Source organism: Flavobacterium sp. 120 (genome assembly GCF_003633605.1).
GTDB classification, from domain to species: Bacteria; Bacteroidota; Bacteroidia; order Flavobacteriales; family Flavobacteriaceae; genus Flavobacterium; species Flavobacterium algoritolerans.
In genome coordinates, this window is record NZ_RBKZ01000001.1 from 21,005 (window position 1) to 41,324 (window position 20,320).

At 33.2% G+C, this 20,320-nt stretch carries 15 protein-coding genes; 6 read left to right on the forward strand and 9 right to left on the reverse strand.

Going from position 1 to position 20,320, the window contains the following annotated elements; all coding sequences use genetic code 11:
• The first annotated feature begins 15 nt into the window (after positions 1–15).
• Entirely contained in the window at positions 16–1,887 is a 1,872-nt protein-coding gene (locus C8C87_RS00120) for an AAA family ATPase (RefSeq protein WP_121340703.1), read from the forward strand.
• Positions 1,877–3,172 (forward strand): hypothetical protein, encoded by a 1,296-nt coding sequence (locus C8C87_RS00125; protein WP_121340704.1) that lies wholly within the window; start codon positions 1,877–1,879, stop codon positions 3,170–3,172. Before C8C87_RS00120 ends, C8C87_RS00125 begins: the two co-directional genes overlap by 11 nt.
• 80 nt (positions 3,173–3,252) lie before the next feature.
• Here the strand turns inward: C8C87_RS00125 and C8C87_RS00130 are convergent, their stop codons facing one another.
• From C8C87_RS00130 to C8C87_RS00145, 4 genes are all read right to left on the reverse strand, one after another.
• Entirely contained in the window at positions 3,253–4,803 is a 1,551-nt protein-coding gene (locus C8C87_RS00130; RefSeq protein ID WP_121340705.1) for a hypothetical protein, read from the reverse strand.
• An 8-nt stretch (positions 4,804–4,811) separates the two neighbouring features.
• A complete protein-coding gene (locus C8C87_RS00135) occupies positions 4,812–5,087 on the reverse strand; it encodes a helix-turn-helix domain-containing protein (RefSeq protein ID WP_121340706.1) in 276 nt (91 codons plus the stop codon).
• 135 nt (positions 5,088–5,222) lie between these two features.
• Positions 5,223–6,461, reverse strand: coding sequence for a hypothetical protein (locus C8C87_RS00140; RefSeq protein ID WP_121340707.1), 1,239 nt, complete (start codon positions 6,459–6,461; stop codon positions 5,223–5,225).
• Positions 6,458–7,777, reverse strand: coding sequence for a phage integrase SAM-like domain-containing protein (locus C8C87_RS00145; RefSeq protein ID WP_121340708.1), 1,320 nt, complete (start codon positions 7,775–7,777; stop codon positions 6,458–6,460). Before C8C87_RS00145 ends, C8C87_RS00140 begins: the two co-directional genes overlap by 4 nt.
• Positions 7,778–8,255: 478 nt before the next feature.
• On the opposite strand from C8C87_RS00145, the gene C8C87_RS00150 reads away from it, so the two are divergent.
• From C8C87_RS00150 to C8C87_RS00170, 4 genes are all read left to right on the forward strand, one after another.
• Positions 8,256–10,175 carry a glycoside hydrolase family 97 protein gene (locus tag C8C87_RS00150; protein WP_121340709.1) on the forward strand — a complete coding sequence of 640 codons (1,920 nt, stop codon included), beginning with the start codon at positions 8,256–8,258 and terminating at the stop codon, positions 10,173–10,175.
• Between the two features lie 759 nt (positions 10,176–10,934).
• On the forward strand, positions 10,935–11,465 hold the full coding sequence (locus tag C8C87_RS00160) for a hypothetical protein (RefSeq protein WP_121340711.1): 531 nt from the start codon (positions 10,935–10,937) through the stop codon (positions 11,463–11,465).
• 20 nt (positions 11,466–11,485) lie between these two features.
• Entirely contained in the window at positions 11,486–11,758 is a 273-nt protein-coding gene (locus tag C8C87_RS00165) for a hypothetical protein (protein WP_233549979.1), read from the forward strand.
• A gap of 254 nt (positions 11,759–12,012) precedes the next feature.
• Positions 12,013–12,528 carry a hypothetical protein gene (locus C8C87_RS00170; RefSeq protein WP_147402352.1) on the forward strand — a complete coding sequence of 172 codons (516 nt, stop codon included), beginning with the start codon at positions 12,013–12,015 and terminating at the stop codon, positions 12,526–12,528.
• Between the two features lie 275 nt (positions 12,529–12,803).
• Here the strand turns inward: C8C87_RS00170 and C8C87_RS00175 are convergent, their stop codons facing one another.
• From C8C87_RS00175 to C8C87_RS00195, 5 genes are all read right to left on the reverse strand, one after another.
• On the reverse strand, positions 12,804–13,985 hold the full coding sequence (locus tag C8C87_RS00175; RefSeq protein ID WP_121340713.1) for an aldose epimerase family protein: 1,182 nt from the start codon (positions 13,983–13,985) through the stop codon (positions 12,804–12,806).
• A 109-nt stretch (positions 13,986–14,094) separates the two neighbouring features.
• Positions 14,095–15,603: an L-arabinose isomerase gene (gene araA, locus C8C87_RS00180; RefSeq protein ID WP_121340714.1), complete on the reverse strand. Its 1,509-nt coding sequence runs from the start codon at positions 15,601–15,603 to the stop codon at positions 14,095–14,097.
• Between the two features lie 176 nt (positions 15,604–15,779).
• Positions 15,780–16,481, reverse strand: coding sequence for an L-ribulose-5-phosphate 4-epimerase (locus tag C8C87_RS00185; RefSeq protein WP_121340715.1), 702 nt, complete (start codon positions 16,479–16,481; stop codon positions 15,780–15,782).
• Entirely contained in the window at positions 16,465–18,156 is a 1,692-nt protein-coding gene (locus tag C8C87_RS00190) for a ribulokinase (RefSeq protein ID WP_121340716.1), read from the reverse strand. Before C8C87_RS00190 ends, C8C87_RS00185 begins: the two co-directional genes overlap by 17 nt.
• A gap of 165 nt (positions 18,157–18,321) precedes the next feature.
• Positions 18,322–20,307, reverse strand: coding sequence for an alpha-L-arabinofuranosidase C-terminal domain-containing protein (locus C8C87_RS00195; RefSeq protein WP_121340717.1), 1,986 nt, complete (start codon positions 20,305–20,307; stop codon positions 18,322–18,324).
• Between the last annotated feature and the right edge of the window lie 13 nt (positions 20,308–20,320).

Below are 20,320 nucleotides of genomic sequence, written 5' to 3' on the forward strand. Positions count from 1 at the left end.
TATAAAAACCAATAAATGAATCAAATTAAATTACTGGGGTGTATTGAATTTTTTAATAAGCTAAAAGTTTTTGAAGAGGACGTTACAACAGATTCAGAAAGGGCTCAAGGCTATTTGGTAGTTATTGTTACTTATGAATATGAAGGACAGTCCTATAAGACTAAAAGGTTATTTTATAAAGAAATTGCGTCGCAAGGAAGTATACATAACCTATCTCAATTACAGAGCTATTTTAATTCTCCTATTTATTGGTTAGATATTGAAACACATGATTGGCCTCATGGTAAAGGGGCTGAAATTGAAAAAACAGTAATAAAGGATATGTTTAATGGAGACAATTCGGATTTTGAAAAATTATTAAAATTAATTGCTAATAATAGATCTACTGGATTTCTTCAGGAAATTACTTGGGATGGTAGGACTCAAATGTATGGGCATAATTTTGAAAACAACAATCACTGGCATGACTTAGTCAAATTGATTCAATATGTTATTAAGAGCAAGGGTAAAATGCCACCCAAAGAATATTTTACCAGATTAGTTTTTAAGTGGCATAAAGAAGGAAGGGATAGTTTAAGTCCTGATTTAGGGGGCAGGAAAATGATCTGGGATTTATTGAACAACATCAAAGCAATTCAAACACAACTTTCGAAAATGGAATTATCAAAAATACTTTTAAGTAAAAAACAAATTATTTTACAAGGTCCTCCGGGAACTGGAAAAACTTATACTGCTAAAGACATTGCTTATAGAATGATTTTTAATCAAGATATATCTAAAGATGTTGAAATAAAAAAAGAACAACTAAAGCAATTAGAAAAGTCCGAACAATTTAGTCTAGTTCAGTTTCATCCATCTTATTCCTATGAAGATTTTGTTAGAGGTATAACTGCTAAAAGTAATGGTACTCAAATAGAATATATTACGGAAAACAAAATTTTTGCCAAGTTTGCAGAGGAAGCACATAAAAATTTAATTAACAGCGAAAAAGCGCCGGCTATCATTTCTAAAGAAAAATGGTTAAATGAACAGTTTGATAAATTTGTTGATGATTTGACCGAAGAAATTGAGGACAAAGGAAAAATTGAAATAACAAAATCTGTTTATTTAATCAAAGTAGATGTTGATGCTTTTCGATATAAAGGAGTGAGTGGTTGGTCTGAAAATGGAAACAGAATGCTTTTTAATGATATTAAGCAAGCCTATTTAGATGAAAATAATGAGCGACAAGACATAAAACATAATCAAAAATTGTCTGGATTAGCAAGATGGCATGCTAGTTATTACATAAGAGTTCTCGATTTGTTTAGAAAGTATTTAAAAGACAACAAAATTGTTTTTATTCCTAGTGATATAATAAAAGAAGAATTAAAAAAATATATACTCATAATTGATGAAATCAACAGAGCGAATCTTCCATCAGTTTTAGGAGAGTTAATTTATGCTTTAGAATATCGAGGTGAAAAAGTAGAAAGCATGTATGATATTGAAGGAGACAATTCATTAATTATCCCTCCAAATTTGTTGATAATTGGTACTATGAATACTGCAGACAGAAGCGTAGGGCATATTGATTATGCAATCAGAAGGCGTTTTGCCTTTGTCGATATTTTACCTGATGCCTCTGTAATTGAAAACACGAGTGCTAAAGCCTTATTTGAAGAAATTAGCATACTATTCCATAGTAAAGATACATTGGCTTCAGATTTTAAAGCAGCTCAAGTACAATTGGGGCACAGTTATTTCATAGTGAAAGACGATGAAGAATTGCAATTAAAAGCCAAATACGAAATAGTTCCAATTTTAGAAGAATACCTTAAAGATGGTATTTTATTAGAGAAAGCAGAAAAAGTAATTTTAGATTTAAAACAAAGATTTGACAACTAATCTATTAGAATATTGGGAGCATTTTGATAATGCTTTAGATGCAAAACACCAGTTACTTTTAAATGGCTCTAATTACAAATATGACTTCTCAAAACCAAGAGGGGCTATATCCTGTTATTCTATTATCAAAATAGAGGAACAGTATCATTTAAGCACTTCTTATTGTATTGGTGTCGATTGGTTAGATGAAAAGTCAGCCATTTACATTGCTCCAAAACTAAATTCAAAGAACGCTAAAGAAGAAATAAATTTAGTAGAAGTAGATTATATAAAAATGCTTTTTTCTTCTTTAAAATACATAGAAACTTCAAACGAAATAAATGATTTGTTTGAAATAAAATGGAACAAACCAGAAATAGAAATTAAGCAAACTCAGGATTTACTTACACCGTTATTGGTAATTCAATATTTAAGCTTAGTAAAAACAATAGTGCGTAAGGGATTAAAAAAATCCTACTACAAAGTTGAACACAATTTAAATAGTAGAGTAAAAGGAAAGGTTTTAGTAGGCAAAACCATTAAGCAGAATATTGTAAAAAACAAGCAATTATATACCTTTTGCAAGTATGATGAGTTTGGAGTTAATGGTCTAGAAAACCGTTTACTGAAAAAAGCATTAGTTTTCGTAAAACGATATTTGCCAACTTTCGATAAAGTCAACCACAATGATTTTACAACAGATTTATTCAACTACATCGCACCTGCATTCGAAAATATTTCTCAAGAGGTAGAACTGAATGAGATAAAACATTCAAAAACCAATGCTTTTTACAAAGAGTATGCAGAAGCAACTCAATTAGCAAAACTAATATTACAGCGTTTTGGCTACAACATTTCTAATATAGAAAAAAGTACAATTACAACACCACCATTTTGGATTGATATGAGCAAACTGTTTGAATTGTATGTACTGGGTTTATTAAAGAAAGAATTTCCAAAATACAATGAAGTACAATTCCAGTTCCTTTGCAAAGGACATGAGTTAGATTATCTCCTAAATTCAGGAAATTATAAAATGGTAATTGACGCCAAATATAAGCCGCAGTATAAATTCACAGGGATTACTAAAGAAGATTTTAGACAAATCAGTGGGTATGCAAGATTAAAAAAAGTTTATGAAGCATTAGACAAAAATCATAACGAAAACATTAATTGTTTAATAATATATCCTGATCTAGAAAAAACCGAAAACCATTTTAATAATTTAACTTCAGTTGAAAAAAGTTTAAAAAAATATACTGGATTTTATAAGATGGGAGTTAAAGTGCCTTTAGTTAAAAAGTAATTATGGCTATTGATAAATTGTAATTCCTGAAGGATCGTTACAAGTAATGAAACACGTTTAATTGATTAATTTGTATAGTTTTATGATACTTTTTCCTCCCATAATTCTTCTCCCAGTACAACATCAATATCAAAATAATCGTTTAACAACTCATTAAATTCCTTTTTCATTAACTCAAATTTATCCTCAGTAGTGACAAGACTGTCGTGTCTTGCAATTAGAAGCATTTCAGGATGCTTTTTAGAGATCTTTTTTGAGCAGTGATCAAGAACGCATTTTGCCTCTATACGCTGCATCAGAATGGGTAATTCAGCTTTTTTGCTCTGCTTCATAACGTCCAACAATTTTGTAACCTCTGGAAACAATATCTTAAAATCTTGCAAAGCTTTAACTCTTGATTTTTTTGGTGAAGCATATAAAGCATTTATAGTTATTTTTTTTGCACATTTCCTTAAATTATCAAAGTCATGAATTCGGTAAATTTTCTTTTCTTTATCAAAAAGCCTTACAAAAAACTTACTTCTTTTAAACCAAATCGCACCAGATTTTAAAAGATTTTCACCTACATAAGCGTAGATGTCTTCTGAATGAATCAAAGAAATGAACCTGTCTATTTCAGTAAAATCAAAGGGTTTCGACGTTTCTCGCAGCATTATAGTAATATTATAACATATACTTCTAATATCTAATACATATTCTTCCTCTTCATAAATATTAATTAATCTACTTATTCTCTTAAATAACCTTTTGCTAAATCTTTTTTCTGATACTTGTTTAAATTTTGTAATCTCATAATGATATTCCTCCTTGATAATGCCAAGAATTACTGTTAAAATGAATGGCTGAGAGCTTTTAATATCAGCCTCTTTTAAACTTTGTCCTTCATAAGTAACAAATTGCTTTAAATCGGACGGTAGTGATGTGAAATAGCTATGCAAACGATCGTCTTTACCTTCTCTAGAATACTTACTGCTTAGGTTTTTAAATTCATTTATTGCTATTAGTCGTTTCATTTTTTTTGCTGTTCGTCCTTTCTTTTTCTTTTCTAAATCATTTGTTGTGCTATATTCTTTATCTACATATTTTGATGCTGAATCAATATTCATTGAAAACCCAGAACTGTTTAGCCATTTTGTCAAATGCTCAGTTTTGTATTGAGCAACACCTTTTCTTTGATTAATTCGGTTTTGATTCTGCTTGATAACTTGTTTATTCTTTACTTCATATTCTTGCATGAATATTTTAGAATCCGTTGCTGAAATAGTGTCGTTCTCGGGGTTTAAATATTGTTCTAAAATTTTGTGCTTAGCACATTCATCTTTTTTGCCTTTAATATTTTTAATATATGATAATGAATCAATGATCCCTTTTTCTTTTAAAAATCTTAAGTGATATGAAGTTTTATATTTTTTGCAGTCATAGGTTCTTAGGATTCGGGAACATAGTTTTACCCATTCACTGCCAGTTTCTAACTCTTTGTCTTTGAATTTTCCTTTGATTATTAGATGTAATAGAAATGCTGTAAGACCTAAGTCAATCTGCTCGTTTTCTTCCGATAGCTCCACAATCTTTTTGTACAGCTTTGTTGGTAGGTACACGTAGTAACTACCTTTTCTTGTGTTAATTTCCATAGTCCTGACTAATTAATTTTAATCATAGATTTTTCAATCTCACTTCTCTTGTAGTAGACTCTTCCCCCAAGACCGTAGGCCGTAATTACGCCATTGTTCTTCCAGTTGTTTACTGTAGATATGTCAACCTGACAAAGCTCCGCAACGTCTTGACGGGTTAAAATTTCTTTCGGTTCTTTGAGTTGGGAATTTTTAGAAAGCTCTAATAATTCTGCTTTCAATTTTTTTAGGATTTCTGTTTGAAACTGCTCAGCATTCAACTGAATTTGACTTGATTCTTTCATATTAATTTGTTTTAAATTTCTTAAGACAAATCAAGTGTGGGCTTTGTGGGATAGAAAGGAAAAAGCCCTGTAATACTCAATTGATTTATGAGTAAATACAGGGCTTAAGAAGGTATACTTAAAATTAATGTAGGATTATTGCGGGATAGGCTTTAAACTTTCAATGATTTTTGATAAGGTTTGTTTTTTTGAAGGAAACCGTCTCCCTTGTTGGATGTCAGAAATTGTACTTGAAACTGATTTTTTATTCTTGTCTTTCGAATTAAATGTAAATCTTTCAGACCACCAATCACTATAGTTAGTGCTATTATTTATTGAGTCAACAAAGAAAGGTTTCATTTTTAAGATTAAATAGCCAAAATCATTTAAGGTGCCATTCGTTAAGTTGATTTTATTTGCTGGTTTATCTATGTTCAGAGTAAACATTTCGATTAAGTCATTGACAGTCGTTTGAGTACTCACTAAACCCTCTTTTTTTAATTCTAAAGCCAACTGCTTAACAACTTCAAAATTAGAATCTCCAAAAACGGTTGTTTTAGAAGCTGGTAGAATCCCTAAATCTGATAAATAGGAATAGTTTTTGGTTAAATTCTTAAATAAGTTAATCAGTATCTTTTTGTGTTTATTGAGATTATCCAGATTATAATATAAATCAATTACATTTTGATGATAGTAGTCATAGAGATTGAAAGGTATCGAGTTTTCATCTTCATATATTTCATTCTCATTAACTTTTTTAAGCTTGGTTTCAGCATCTTTTAAAGTCATATTGGTTTTGTCGATAACTATTGAAATAGTATCAATAGAATATTTTGTCTTTTTGTAGAAAGATATTGTCCTATCCTTTGCAAAATTGTAATTGTCCTTATCTAAATTAAGGCTCATAAAATGTTCTTTAATTGCACTGCTTAAATTTTGAATCTTTTCAAGATCAAAATATGTAGGATACATTATTGATTCTATTGCATCTTCATCCGGACTCCCGTTAATTATTTTATCTTCATAATTAGAAAATTTTTCATTTTCCTCTTTTTCATATAATTGATAAAGTTCGTTTTCTTTTAAATTGTTTTTATACTCATTAAATACATCTTTAAGTAAACCTTTTAAATTATGAATGTTTGATGAAATTTTAATTCGTTGCTTGTGATTTATTCTACTACTTCCTAAACTATTTTTTATCTGCTCAAGCTCTTTAATTTTATTAGCTATAGATTTTACAACTTTATTAGATAGTATAGTGTTGAATTTGGGAGTGTCAAGTTCTATAAAATTGTGCTCTATTAATTCAAGAATTTCACTACTTGAAACATCAATTGATTGAGTGTTAATTTTCTCGTCTACTGTTTTTAAAAGGGATTCTATGTTATTCATACTACATTCAGTTGTGATGGTTTGTCTTCGTCTTTTACCTCAGTTTCTTTATTCATTATTTCCCACATTTTTATAAATAAATTTGCATTGGCATCTTTATCTTCTCTTTCGTTTATGTATTGCAAAAACAAGCTCTCCTTAGAATGACCAGTTATGCCTATTAATATTGAAGTTTGCATCTTTTTATAGTAATTAGTTGCAAAGGATCGGCGAAAACTATGATTTGTAACTAGTTCGTGTTTAGGGTAAAAATCTAATTTTTTTCGTTTAGTTTTTTCATCCCATTTTTTACCCTCTACCATCTCATCTATTTCGGCGAGTTCACATACTTTTTTAATATGTACGTTTAGTTTTTGTGTACTTATTGGGTAAGGGAAATGGTTTTTTATAATATCAATAATATGAGGGTTTACTATTCCAATGGTTACTTTTTTATTTGTTTTTTGCTGTATTAAGTCTAGATACATATTACCATTATTGTATCGTATATTGTCTTTTGTAATATTAAGTAGATCTCCTCCTCTTTGACCAATTTCACATCCTATTAACATCCAGTTACGGGCATTTATTAATCCAGCTGTCTTAATCTCTTTACAGGTTCTTATTTGCTCTAACTCTGCAAAGGATAATGTTACTATAAATCTATCTTCATTACTTTCAGAAAAAACTTCAATATTTTTAACATAGGTATTTACTGGTATGTTATCTTTTTCGGCATCCAAGCAAACTGCTTTTAGATTCTTAATCTGGTCACCGGAATGATTTATAGAGTATTTTTTGTTTTTTATTAACCAGTTAGAGAACTTGTCTATAAAGCTTTTATTAATGTCAAAGAAGTGTATTTGTTTTTTTAAATGTTTTTGATATTCAGCCAAAATATTTTTAGAATTAACATAACTATTTATTCTGCTTTTTGACAAACCTAGATTCTTTCTTCCCTTTACTTTACGTGTGGATGCATTGTCGATTATATATTGAATGTGATTTGTTACTAGTCCGGTATCTGTTTTCTCAACACGTTTAAAACATTCATTAATAGTGTTTTCTAGCCAATAGGCATCTATTAAAATTCCGTTTCCTAAATCTTTGTTGAGGTTTTCAAAAATGAATGATTCTAGTTTTTTGAGGTCACTGAAAATTTGTTTGTTTACGGCGTTATTTTGTTTTGGACGATTGGTTGTTTCACTCCAGTCTTTTGGGTTGATGGTGAACCCTGTGTTTAATTCTATGTCCGTAGTCTTTCCATTTAAAAGACGCACTTTTATAGAAACGTTTTTATTCGCCTTACTTCTTACTCTAAAAACAACTGTCGCCATATTTTTAAACTTTAAATTGTTTGAACAATTCAAAGATAATAAATTTAATTCTTTAATTTACAAATTTGCCCGACATTTGCCCGACAATTATTAATGCTTATTCATTCATATTAATTTTTATTAGTTAGTTTTTTAATTTAAAAAATCTTATTAAGTCCTAGTATTGCTGATTTTTTTGTATTTTGGTCAATGTTTTTAGGAATTGTTGATTTTACTGCAATAGGGGGATTGTCACCCCGGCTCCGGGTACAAAAACCGCTTCGAAAGAAGCGGTTTTTTTGGTTTTAGATGGTTTTTTTCTCCTGAAATATCCATTAATATGGCGTTAATCACTTGATTATCGGTTCACTTGTAGCAGTTTTATACCCCAAAACGTTTTTTTTGTGATATTCTAAATAGAGTTTGAAAATTTTAACGATATCGTTATTTATACAATTTTATTTTTGTATTCTTGTAAGTGTAAATAAAACACTTAATTATGAAAAAAATAGTTTTGCTAGCTTTTTTGGCGCTGTCATTGTCTTCATTTGTGGGGAAACCAACTGGTTATTCTTTTGTCAACTCGGATAGAACAATAAAAATTGAATTTAGTCTAAACCTAAAGAAAACTCCTTCTTACAAGGTTTTCTTCAAAGATAAATTGGTTGTTAATACTTCTGATTTGGGGATTGTCAGAGAAGACGCTAATTTTTACACGGATTTAAAGATAGTGGCCGTTTCTAAATCGAAACCAATTCAATCCAACTATTCGATGCTGCAAGGGAAACGAAAAAAAATCGCGTATGCCGCAAATCAATATACCGTTAGCTTACAAAACAATAAAGGGGAAAGAATGAATGTTATTTTTCAACTATCCCACGACGGAATTGCGTTGCGATACCATTTTCCAGAAACTTCTACAGCTATTAAAAAAATAACCGAAGAGAAAACTACTTATAATTTTGACACCACCACAAAAGCGTGGTTGCAACCTATGTCAAAAGCCAAAACGGGATGGAAAGAAACCAATCCTTCCTATGAAGAGCATTATGCGATGGGCGTTCCCGTAAATACAAAACCTGCAATAGGCGAAGGGTGGGTGTATCCCGCTTTGTTCCATGCAAATGATACTTGGGTCTTGATTTCCGAAACAGGATTGCAAGCCAATTATTGCGGGAGCCGATTGGTTTATAATGATACTGCCAAAGCAATGCAGGTAACTTTTCCTCAAAAAGAAGAGATTTTCCCTAACGGAGCTTTAAATCCGGAATCTGTTTTGCCTTGGTACACGCCTTGGCGCATCATTACTATCGGGTCACTTAAAACCATCACCGAAAGTACCATGGGAACAGATTTAGCCGATCCGTCAACGGTTACCGACACTTCGTTTATAAAAAGCGGAATTGCGTCTTGGAGCTGGGTTTTACTGAAAGATGAATCGGTTAATTATGAAACTACCCATATATTTATTGATTATGCCGCTGCTATGAATTGGCCGTATTGCTTGATAGATGCCGATTGGGATACTCGAATTGGCGATGAAAAAATGAAAGAATTGTCGGCTTACGCCAAAGGTAAAAACGTGAAATTACTCGTTTGGTACAATTCATCAGGATCCTGGAACAGTACGGAATACCATCCAAAAAGTAAATTGATTACCCATGCTGACAGAGTTCGGGAGTTTACCAGATTGAATGAAATGGGAATTGCGGGAATCAAAGTTGATTTTTTTGGCGGCGACGGACAATCGATGATTGCGTATTATCATGATATGCTGACCGATGCTGCGGCGCATAAATTAGTGATTAATTTACATGGAGCAACTTTACCCAGAGGTTGGCAACGCACCTATCCAAATTTGCTGACGACTGAAGCGGTAAAAGGATATGAATACATTACTTTTTTCCAAGATATTGCTGATTTAGCCCCAACACATTGTGCCATGCTTCCTTTTGCCCGAAATGTTTTTGACCCAATGGATTTCACACCAATGGTTTTGGATTCTATTCCAAATATTACCCGAAAAACAACTCCAGCATTTGAATTAGCCTTGCCCGTTTTATTCTTATCCGGAATTCAACACATGGCCGAAACGCCTGATGGAATGGCTAAAATGCCTGCTTATGTAGTCGATTATTTAAAAGATATTCCAACGAATTGGGATGATTCTAAATTTATTGATGGGTATCCGGGAAAGTACATTATCATGGCCAGAAAGAAAGACAATATATGGCATATCGTTGGGATTAATGGGGAAACCACCGCCAAAGAAATAGAAATTGATTTGTCTTTTGTGACTAATTCCAAAGGTTTTAGTATCGCCGAAGACGAGAACGGATTTCAGCAAAAAGCAGTATCAAAAAGTACCAAACTAAAAGTAACTATGAAACCTCATGGAGGGTTTGTCGTGAAGATTTAGTTTTTTCAGGAGCTATTTCCCGCTTTACACTGCAATCTTTTCTTAATCCTGTCTGGGTAAACCCAGACAGGATTAAGAAAAGGATTTTCGTTGCAATCAGGGCTAGGGAATTCTGCATGTCCAGTACCTTATTCTAATCTAGATTTCAAGTAGTGTTAGCGTCAAATGATTCCAACACATGAAAAGGCTTTTTTTATAATTTGTAAGAAAATTTTAATATATTTGAAAAGAGATAAAGCGAAACAAACCTTCGTGAATCTACCCATTTTTGGGTGTATATGCGAAGGTTTGTTTCGTGTATATATTAGTTAGTGGCAAGCAACCAGAAATTGAGAGGAAATTTAATAGCTATAATAACTGTGAAGAAAGTAATAAAATATTTGCTCAATTTTACTGCATTAAGTTTTATGATTTGTTATACATATCTCTCATATGCAATAATAGTTAGAGTTTCAAATATTGAAAGACTTATGAATTTAATCCATAGTCAAGTTGAAAGGCTCACCTTAATTTCAATTGGATTTATTATAATTATAACTTCTATTAATTATGTTTTTGAAAGAAAAATTGAGAAAATAAAAACTTCATATGAATTTATTTGGTTGTTGCTATTTCACTTTATCACTTTAATTTTAGCCATTGCTTATTACTCAAATGATTTTTATAGAGAATTTATACAATATCCAGAATATTTTTAAAACTGGAGCCAGCCAATAACAGTTACACAACTTTAAACATTGATATCTAAAAGCGCACATAATGGAAGAAAAAAATGGTGAAGAAGATTACGTTCTAATTGACAGTGAAAATTTAGATGAAGAGTTTGTTAAAGCTGTAGGAAGATTGACTTTAAATTTTGCGAATTTAGAATTTATGTTTACAATGTTTGCTGGAATGCAAATGGGAATTGGTCAACCATTTAATGAATTAATTTTAGCAGAAATGTCATTTAAACAACTTTTAAATGTTTCTGCTGGAATATATAAGGTCGTTGAAAGTTCTCCAAAAGAACAAAATAAATTCAATAAGATTTTAAAAGAAGCATTTATATTAGAACAACAGCGAAATACTATAACACATTCTTTTTATGGACACAATAATAACACAAAAATTATTGTAAGACATAAAAACACGACTAAAGCAAAACAAGGTTTTAAGAAACACACAGAAAATATCAATGCTGAAAGTGTAAATAATATTGCCACCAAAATGTTAGAAACAAGTAGAGAATTAGGAGTGTTAATTTATGAAATCAGTGGTGCATTGCAGATTGAAAATGACAAACCTTGATGACTTCAAAATTCTCAAATATGAATATAAAAGACAAATATAAATATCGCTTTCGACCAGAATACAATTCTGAAAATTTACTGATTGAAATTTTTAGCGGTGTTGAAAATCAAAATTTTTTCTCAGACTTATTAAATTCAATTATTGAAATAAATCCAAAAATTGAAGAAGTTTCAGAACTTTGGATGAATGATGAATTTATATTAGAAGTTCAATCAGATATTGGAAATTTTTCACTTTCAAAAGATATATGGGATTTAGCTTTCATAATGTCCGAAAATAATCAAGAATGAGTGAATAGAATAAATTCAATTCTATTAAACGATAAAAGATTTGAAAAAGTAGAAGTGAATTTTGACGATTATGAACAGCATTAATGCCAGCCACTAACAGCTACTACAACGGATTTGAGCAATTGGCTTAATGGAAAGTAGTTTTTGTACTTTGTCAGTTTGGTTGTTAATTTAAATTTACGAATAATTTATTATGCAAATCTAAAGGTACTAACAGAACGTTAGCGACTATTATCACGCAGATGACAAATAAAATGACTGAAACAGAAATAAAAGATATAATTTTAAGAATCTTTAACGAAGAAAGGCAAAAGCCTGATGCTGACTTTTCGGAATCTCATTTTCTTGACTTTCTTACATTTCCAGCTCATTCAAAAAATACAATAAAAAATACGTTTAAAGGCGTTAGACGATATTATCGATTTATGAGTAAACTTGAACTCGAGTTTGGAATTTGTTTTTCAATTCCCGATCTAGACAAGTATTATTCTATTGACAGTATTACAAAAAAAGTGATAGAAAGAATAAATAAAAGGCGTGGAAATTTAATGATTTTAAAACGACGTAATGAAGAAAAAGATAAATACGGTTTTGAAATAACAATGACTATATTATTAATTCTAATCTATATTTTGCTTGGATTAAATTTAATGTCAATAACTCTAACTATTTTTATAGGTATTGCTATCTATTGGATATTAAGTAGCAAAATTCACGATAAACAACATAATAAGAAACTAACGAGAAAAATATTAGGAACAGAAGAATAACAGCCACTAACAAACGCTACAAGCAATTTGGGCAATTGGTTTAATGGAAAGTTGGTTCTGTATTTGGAAGATTTGGCAAATCCTCTAGCTATCGCAAACTTTTCGCTCGCAATAAAGAAAGTTATATAGCACAACATTAAAACAGCAGTATTAAATTACCATAAAAAAACCCCGAAAGTTTTACTTTCGGGGTTACTAACTAGTTCCATATTTAAACCAAACCATTCAACTTATTTATGGGAATAGAAACTAATCTATAATTAGTTAGTGTATTGTTATTTAATAGAGAATTTAAAGCTTGTTTTTGTTTTATAATTCTCACCTGGATTCAAGACCGTAGTTGGAAAATCTTTTTGATTTGGAGAATCTGGATAGTGTTGTGTTTCTAGACAAAAACCAGTTCTGCGAGCATACGTTCCACCATTTCTCATGGGTAAAGTACCGTCTAAGAAGTTACCGGAATAGAACTGAATTCCTGGTTGGTCCGTGTACACTTCCAATAATCTTCCGCTTCCTGCATCATAAGCCGATGCTGCAAAACGCTCTCCTTTATCTTGATTGTTCAGCACCCAGCAATGGTCGTAACCCAATCCGTTTTTCAATTGTTCGTCTTTCCCTTCGATTTGTGCACCCACTTTTTTCGCTTTTCTGAAATCAAACGGCGTATTGGTTACATCGGTCAATTTTCCTGTTGGAATAAGTGTTGCTGCAACCGGAACTAATTTATCTGCATCGATTGTGATTTCATGATCTAAAATTGGTTTAGAAAAATCAGAAGACAAGTTGAAATACGAGTGTTGTGTTAAGTTTACCACTGTTTTCTTATCCGTAGTTGCTTCATAAACCACGTCCAATGAGTTGTCATTGTTCAAGGTGTAGGTTACAAAAACAGTTAGGTTTCCTGGATATCCTTCTTCCATGTCTTTACTCACATACTTCAATTTTAGCGAAGCATTGTCTCCGGATTTTGCTTCTTCGGCAGTCCAAACCACTCTGTGAAAACCTTCTGGTCCTCCGTGCAAAGCATTAGGATCGTTGTTGATGGCCAAAGCATATTCTTTTCCGTCCAAAGTAAATTTTCCCTTTGCAATTCGGTTTCCGTATCTTCCGATAAGGGCTCCAAAATATGGATTTGGTTTCATGTATTGTTCCAATGAATTAAAACCAAGCACTACTTCTTCTGATTTTCCGGCTTTGTTAGGCACTTTCAAAGAAGAGATAATTCCACCATAAGTGATAATATCCACTTCCATTCCTTTTTGGTTTTTCAGCTTGTAACTGTCAATTTTTTCGCCTTTTGGAGTCGTTCCATAAGCTGATTTTTCGATAGTTACCACATCAGTAGCTTTTGCTTCTGTAACAGTTTCTTCCACTTTTTTATCGCTTTTGCATTGAATATTCATACTGGCCAAACTTACTATGGAAATTCCGTAAATGCAACGTTTTAATACATTCATAATGATTCGTTTTTTAGTTTTTAAAAGCCTTAAAGTCTAAAGTTTAAAAATTAACTAAAACTTTAATCCTCTGCATTGGACATTAAGACTTTATGACATTAGACTTAAATTATAGACCGTGCTGAAACAAATGATAATAGGCTTCGTTAGCATTAATTTTATCCTTAAAGTCCCTAACGGTTGTTTTCTCATCGATAACAAGCAATTCTATACCCGCAATATCGGCAAAATCTTCCATATATTCAGTTGTCAAAACTTGGCTGTAAACCGTATGGTGTGCTCCACCTGCTAAAATCCATGTAGTTGCAGCAATATCAAGGTCTGGTTTACAATCCCACAAGACGCGCGCAACAGGAAGTTTAGGCAAATCGGCCATTGGCGCTACCGCTTCTACTTCGTTTACAATCAATCGGAAACGGTTCCCCATATCAATCAAGGAAGCGTTGATAGCATTTCCTGCAGCAACATTAAATACCAAACGAACCGGATCTTCTTTTCCTCCAATGCCTAATGGGTGTACTTCACAAGAAGGTTTTGCATCAGCAATAGAAGAGCAAATTTCCAACATGTGAGACCCTAAAACATACGATTTTTGAGGCGTGAAATGATACGTATAATCTTCCATGAAAGAAGTTCCTCCTTCAAGACCTACATTCATTACTTTCATTGCACGGAGTAAAGCGGCGGTTTTCCAGTCGCCTTCTCCACCAAAACCGTATCCATCTGCCATAAGACGTTGCACAGCAATTCCCGGAAGTTGTTTTAAAGAACCCAGATTTTCGAAAGTATCAGTGAAAGCACCAAAACCTCCTTCTACAAGAAATGCTCTTAATCCTATTTCTATTCGGGCAGCTTCTAGCAATGAATCTCTTTTTTCTCCTCCTTTTTGAAGGGCTGGAGCCAAAGTATAAGACGCTTCATACACTGCAACCAATGCATTCGTATCAGCATCAGAAACTTTGTCAATGTGTTTGGTAATATCTGAAGAGTCGAAACCATTTACCGAAAAACCAAAACGGATTTGGGCTTCGACTTTATCTCCTTCAGTTACTGCAACTTCGCGCATATTGTCTCCAAATCTTGCCACTTTTAAGTTTTGGAACTCATCCCAACCTAAAACGACTCTGGACCAAATGCCTAATTTCTTTTGAACGCGTTCGTCTTCCCAATGTCCAACAACCACTTTACGTTTTTTACGCATTCTGGACATGATAAAACCAAACTCTCTGTCTCCGTGAGCCGATTGGTTTAAATTCATAAAATCCATATCCATAGAAGCCCATGGAATTTCAGCGTTGAATTGTGTATGCAAATGGCACAATGGTTTTTTAAGAATATTTAAACCGCCAATCCACATTTTAGCTGGCGAAAAAGTATGCATCCAAGCAATAATACCAATACAGTTTTTGTTCGAATTGGCCTCTAAACATACATTTGTAATTTGTGCTGGAGATTTTACCACATCTTTATATACAATTTTCACTGGTATATGAGACGAAGCGTGTAACCCTTTTGCAATATGTTGGGAATGCTCTGCTACTTTTCTTAGCGTTTCTTCGCCATATAATTCTTGGCTGCCTACTACAAACCAAACTTCTTTTTGAGATATATCTATCATTATTTTATTATTTTATATAGTATTGAATAACATTGTTTTACCTATTCTGGAAAATAACATTGAGTTATAAAATGATTTAAGATTTTTGATTTCAGAAGTTTAGACTCGTATAAAACGAGAAATCTAGTGCTGTAAAATCTGAAATCAAAAATCGTTAATCATCATTCAAAAATCTATTATTGTCCGTAATACGAATCTTTTCCGTGTTTGCGTTCGTAATGTTTCTTTATTAAGGAATCTTTTAATCTTGGAGCATTTGGGTTTATTTGCAAAGTCAAGTGTGCCATTTCGGCAATTACTTCTAGAACTTTACTGTTGTAAACTGCTTTCGCTGCGTTCTTTCCCCAAGCAAAAGGACCGTGATTTCCAATGAGAATCATCTCTACTTCCTCGTACGAAAGGTTTTTTTCTTTGAAACAATCCAAAATCTGAATTCCGGTATTGTGTTCATAATTGCCTTCGATAAGTGCGTCTGCCATTGGCGCAGCACAAGGAATATCAGTGGTTAAATGATCGGCGTGAGTCGTTCCAAAAATTGGAATGTCTCTTTGCGACTGTGCCCAAGCTACAGAATACGTGGCATGAGTGTGTGCTACACCACCGATGTTTGGCCAGTTTTTATATAAATAAGCGTGCGTTTTCGTATCCGATGACGGACGCATAGTACCTTCGATAATGTTATTGTCAAAATCTACAATAACAATGTCTTCGGGTTTCAAATCTTCGTAAGGAACACCGCTGGGTTTTATGGCAAAAACGCCATTTTTTCTATCTACGGCACTCACGTTTCCAAAAGTATAGACTACTAAATTCAATGCATTCAATTGCATGTTTGCGTCGTAGCATTCTTGTTTTAAAGCATTATACATACTGCTCATGGTGTAGTTTTTTAATAGATGGATCGGCAAAAGAACTTAGTTGTTCATACGCCAAAAGCAATTTATTATAGGCAGCAACTTTGTCTAATTGTGGAAAATATTCACCGTCAAAATCACTTCCCATTTTTTGGCTGGCTTCAATTACATTCGGATAAATTCCTGCCGCAACTGCTGCGTATATTGCTGCGCCCAACGCTGGTGTTTGGTCTGAAGCTGCAATCTTGATTGGTTTATTCAACACATTTGCCAAGGTTTGCATGATGTAAGGCGATTTTCTCGCTACACCACCAATTCCGATGACGCTGTTTATTTTCACCCCTTCTTCCTCAAAGCGATCTACTATTTTTTTAGAACCAAAACAGATGGCGTTTACCAAAGATTTGAATAAATGTGGTGCTTTCGTTCCTAAAGACAAATTAGAAATAGCACTTTTGATTTCCTGATTAGCATCTGGAGTTCTTCTTCCGTTAATCCAATCTAAAGCGATTGGTACACTTTCAGATAAAGGAATTTTTTCTGCTTCGGCGGTCAATTGAACGATTAAATTATCACTCATTTCCGCTTTTAACTGCTGTTTTTGAACATTAGTCAAAAGGGTAGAAGTAGCTAATAAATGTTCTGTTGGCCAAAGTAGTAATTCTTTGTACCAAGCCAATAAATCTCCAAAAGCAGATTGTCCCGCTTCCAGACCTATGAATCCTGGAATTACCGAACCATCAACTTGTCCGCAGATGCCACGAACGGTTTTTGTTCCGATTGACTCTTTTGAATCAATAATAATATCACAGGTTGAGGTTCCCATCACACGAACCAAAGTATTTTCTTCGATTTTTGCTCCTACCGCTCCAGAATGTGCGTCGAATGTTCCCACTGCAATTACAGTACCCGTTGTAAGTCCTAATCGTGTTGCCCATTCTTGGCTTAAGTTTCCGGCTACCAAATCAGAAGTATAGGTTTCATCGTATAATCTTCCGCGAAGTGCGGCAAGATATGGATGCAATTGACCTAAGAATTCTTCAGGTGGTAATCCGTTCCAGTCCTCGTGCCACATGGCTTTATGACCGGCTGCACAACGACTTCTTTTGAATGTTTTTAAATCTTTATTCTCAATCAATAAATACGTCATCAAATCACAATGTTCCATCCAAGTATAAGCGGCATCTTTTACAGCTGTATCTACTTTTGCGATGTGTAAAATTTTTGCCCAGAACCATTCTGATGAATAAATCCCACCTACATATTTGGTGAAATTTTCTCCACCCCAATTTTCGGCAAGTTCATTGATTTCGTTTGCTTCGTTGATAGACGTATGATCTTTCCACAACACCATCATCGCATTCGGATTGTGTTCAAAACCTTCAGTCAAAGCCAAAGGAATTCCATCTTTAGTAACGGGTACTGGTGATGAACCGGTGGTGTCAATGCAAATGCTTCGTATTAGTGAAGGATCTATATTGCTGTTTTGAACAACATATTTTATGGTCGTTTCTAATCCTTCGATATGATCTAATGGATGCTGGCGAAACTGATTTGTGGATGCATTGCAATATTCTTTGGTTGCCCATCGCTTGTATTGACAAACATTTGATGCTAACTCTTGCCCATTTTCAGTGTCTATTAACATCGCTCGAACAGAATCTGTTCCGTAATCTAATCCTATAACATAATTTTTCATCCCAAAATCTTTTAAAGAATTACAAATATAATATATTTATTTTATAAGTGTATAAAAAACACTTAATTTAATTTGGTATTATAATTTTTATCAAAAACGCATAAAAACAGCGTTTTACGAGTAAAATAAAAAACAAACGTATGATATACATTTATTCTGTTGCGATTATTTCATTTTTAACTTCAAAACAGTAACAGAATAGGGTGGAAGGCTCGTTTGTGCTTTGTCCCCTTTTAAATTAAATCCCTTTTCTGTAGGGCTTATTTTCTTAGGATTTGCAAATGAATTCTCGTCTTGTAAGTTTGGACTTGTAAGGGTTATTATAGTTCCCTTAGTTTGTAATTTGGTTCCTTTTAAGTCTACATTTACTTCTTGTGCAGTCGCAGATGTGTTTACTAATTTTACAATTACTTCTTTAGAGTTGCTATCTTTCACTGCCGATGCAAACAGATTGTTTTGCCCCGTTACCGGTTTTCCGTCTTTGGTAATTGCTATTAAATCGGTTCCTCTATTGGTAGCAAATAATTTTTGCACATAATAGTTAGCAGAACCATACGCTTCCAGATTGTTGAACCAAAGTAAATCCGGTGTCCATTGCCACGCTTCTTCATGCGCCATCAATGGTGCGTAAGAAGTTAAATTAACGACCTCAGCATTTCGTTCTAAACCGGTCATGAAAGCAGCTTCAGAGAAAGCGCATTCCCAATTGTTTCTGTTGTCAGGACTTGCAATTGCCACACTTTGAGCTGCATATTCTCCTGCGAAAATTTTAGGACCTTTTCGGTCATAACTGTCGTAACGAGTAGCATTTTCTCTAAACCATTGTGGGCTTTTGTAATAATGCTCATCAACGATTTCAGCATTCAATTTTTTAAGTTCTTGCATTCCGTATTCAAAATAATCTCCTTCTGGAAATGGACCGCTTCCGGAAACAATAATCATTTTTGGATATTTTGCTTTAATCGCTTTTTCAAATACTTTGTATCTTTCGATGTAATCTGGTCCCCATTGCTCATTTCCAACACCAATGTATTTTAGGTTAAACGGTTTTGGATGTCCCATTTCAGAACGAATTCTTCCCCAAGGAGTTTCTGTACCGCCGTTTGCAAATTCAATTAAATCCAAAGCATCTTGAACGTAAGGATCTAATTCTTCCATTGGAACTAATTCTCCGGTATTGAACTGACACGCCATTCCACAGCTCAAAATAGGCAAGGGTTGCGCGCCTAAATCTTCGGAAAGTTGGAAATATTCAAAAAATCCCAATCCAAAAGTCTGGAAATAATCCGGTGCCGGTTTGTGAGTGAATTCAGTGTTCCAACGGTTGATTAAAGTTTCTCTTTTTTCCACATCACCCACGGTTTTTTTCCATTGGTAGCGTTGTGCCAAAGTTCTTCCTTCAACAATACAACCTCCTGGAAATCTCAAAAATCCCGGTTTCATATCATACAAAAGTTGCACAATGTCTTTACGCATTCCGTTTTTTCTGTTCATCCAAGTGTCTTCTGGAAACAAAGAAATCATGTCTAAATCGATGGTTCCATTTCCTTCAAAGGTGATTTTCAATTGTGCTTTTGCCTCGGTTTGAGTAGCAGTAAATTGAGCAGTATAGCCTTTCCATTCGTTTGATGTTGGGACAATGCTAGTTTCGCCTAATACTTTTTTGTTTTTATCAATAAATTGAATGATGATTTTTTTGATAGCGCCGTTGTGATTTGCCGCTTTTAGCGAAAGATTGTATTTAGCATCTTTCTTAATTCCCATGCCACGGAATCCTTCATTAATCATCGAAAACCCTTTGGCATCATTGATTAATACTCTGCAAAAACTTGGATTGGTTTTGTTTTCCAATGCCTTGACAGTTGTAGCAATTCCGGATGTTGTATTGAAAGAATGCTTGTCACTATTCGGTTGTTCCCAACCCATAAGCGGCGCTTCAAATTCAAAAGAACGATTTTTAATCATTTCGGCATACAAACCACCATCGGCAGCAAAGTTGATGTCTTCAAAAAACACACCGTACATTGTGGGCTGAATTTTAGTTACTGTAGTAGCGGTATTAACTTCCAGATTTGTTTTTTGTGCATTGGCATAAAAGCAATTTAGTAAAAGCCCACAAAGGGTGATTTTGGTAATTAAATTTGGTTTCATTTTTTATTGGTTT

What these genes read in the sequence shown, in the direction of transcription:
- C8C87_RS00120 (WP_121340703.1), top strand. Translation starts at nt 16, where the DNA reads ATGAATCAAATTAAATTACTGGGGTGTATTGAATTTTTTAATAAGCTA.
- C8C87_RS00130 (WP_121340705.1), bottom strand. Translation starts at nt 4,803, where the DNA reads ATGGAAATTAACACAAGAAAAGGTAGTTACTACGTGTACCTACCAACA.
- C8C87_RS00135 (WP_121340706.1), bottom strand. Translation starts at nt 5,087, where the DNA reads ATGAAAGAATCAAGTCAAATTCAGTTGAATGCTGAGCAGTTTCAAACA.
- C8C87_RS00140 (WP_121340707.1), bottom strand. Translation starts at nt 6,461, where the DNA reads ATGAATAACATAGAATCCCTTTTAAAAACAGTAGACGAGAAAATTAAC.
- C8C87_RS00145 (WP_121340708.1), bottom strand. Translation starts at nt 7,777, where the DNA reads ATGGCGACAGTTGTTTTTAGAGTAAGAAGTAAGGCGAATAAAAACGTT.
- C8C87_RS00150 (WP_121340709.1), top strand. Translation starts at nt 8,256, where the DNA reads ATGAAAAAAATAGTTTTGCTAGCTTTTTTGGCGCTGTCATTGTCTTCA.
- C8C87_RS00160 (WP_121340711.1), top strand. Translation starts at nt 10,935, where the DNA reads ATGGAAGAAAAAAATGGTGAAGAAGATTACGTTCTAATTGACAGTGAA.
- C8C87_RS00165 (WP_233549979.1), top strand. Translation starts at nt 11,486, where the DNA reads ATGAATATAAAAGACAAATATAAATATCGCTTTCGACCAGAATACAAT.
- C8C87_RS00170 (WP_147402352.1), top strand. Translation starts at nt 12,013, where the DNA reads ATGACTGAAACAGAAATAAAAGATATAATTTTAAGAATCTTTAACGAA.
- C8C87_RS00175 (WP_121340713.1), bottom strand. Translation starts at nt 13,985, where the DNA reads ATGAATGTATTAAAACGTTGCATTTACGGAATTTCCATAGTAAGTTTG.
- araA (WP_121340714.1), bottom strand. Translation starts at nt 15,603, where the DNA reads ATGATAGATATATCTCAAAAAGAAGTTTGGTTTGTAGTAGGCAGCCAA.
- C8C87_RS00185 (WP_121340715.1), bottom strand. Translation starts at nt 16,481, where the DNA reads ATGAGCAGTATGTATAATGCTTTAAAACAAGAATGCTACGACGCAAAC.
- C8C87_RS00190 (WP_121340716.1), bottom strand. Translation starts at nt 18,156, where the DNA reads ATGAAAAATTATGTTATAGGATTAGATTACGGAACAGATTCTGTTCGA.
- C8C87_RS00195 (WP_121340717.1), bottom strand. Translation starts at nt 20,307, where the DNA reads ATGAAACCAAATTTAATTACCAAAATCACCCTTTGTGGGCTTTTACTA.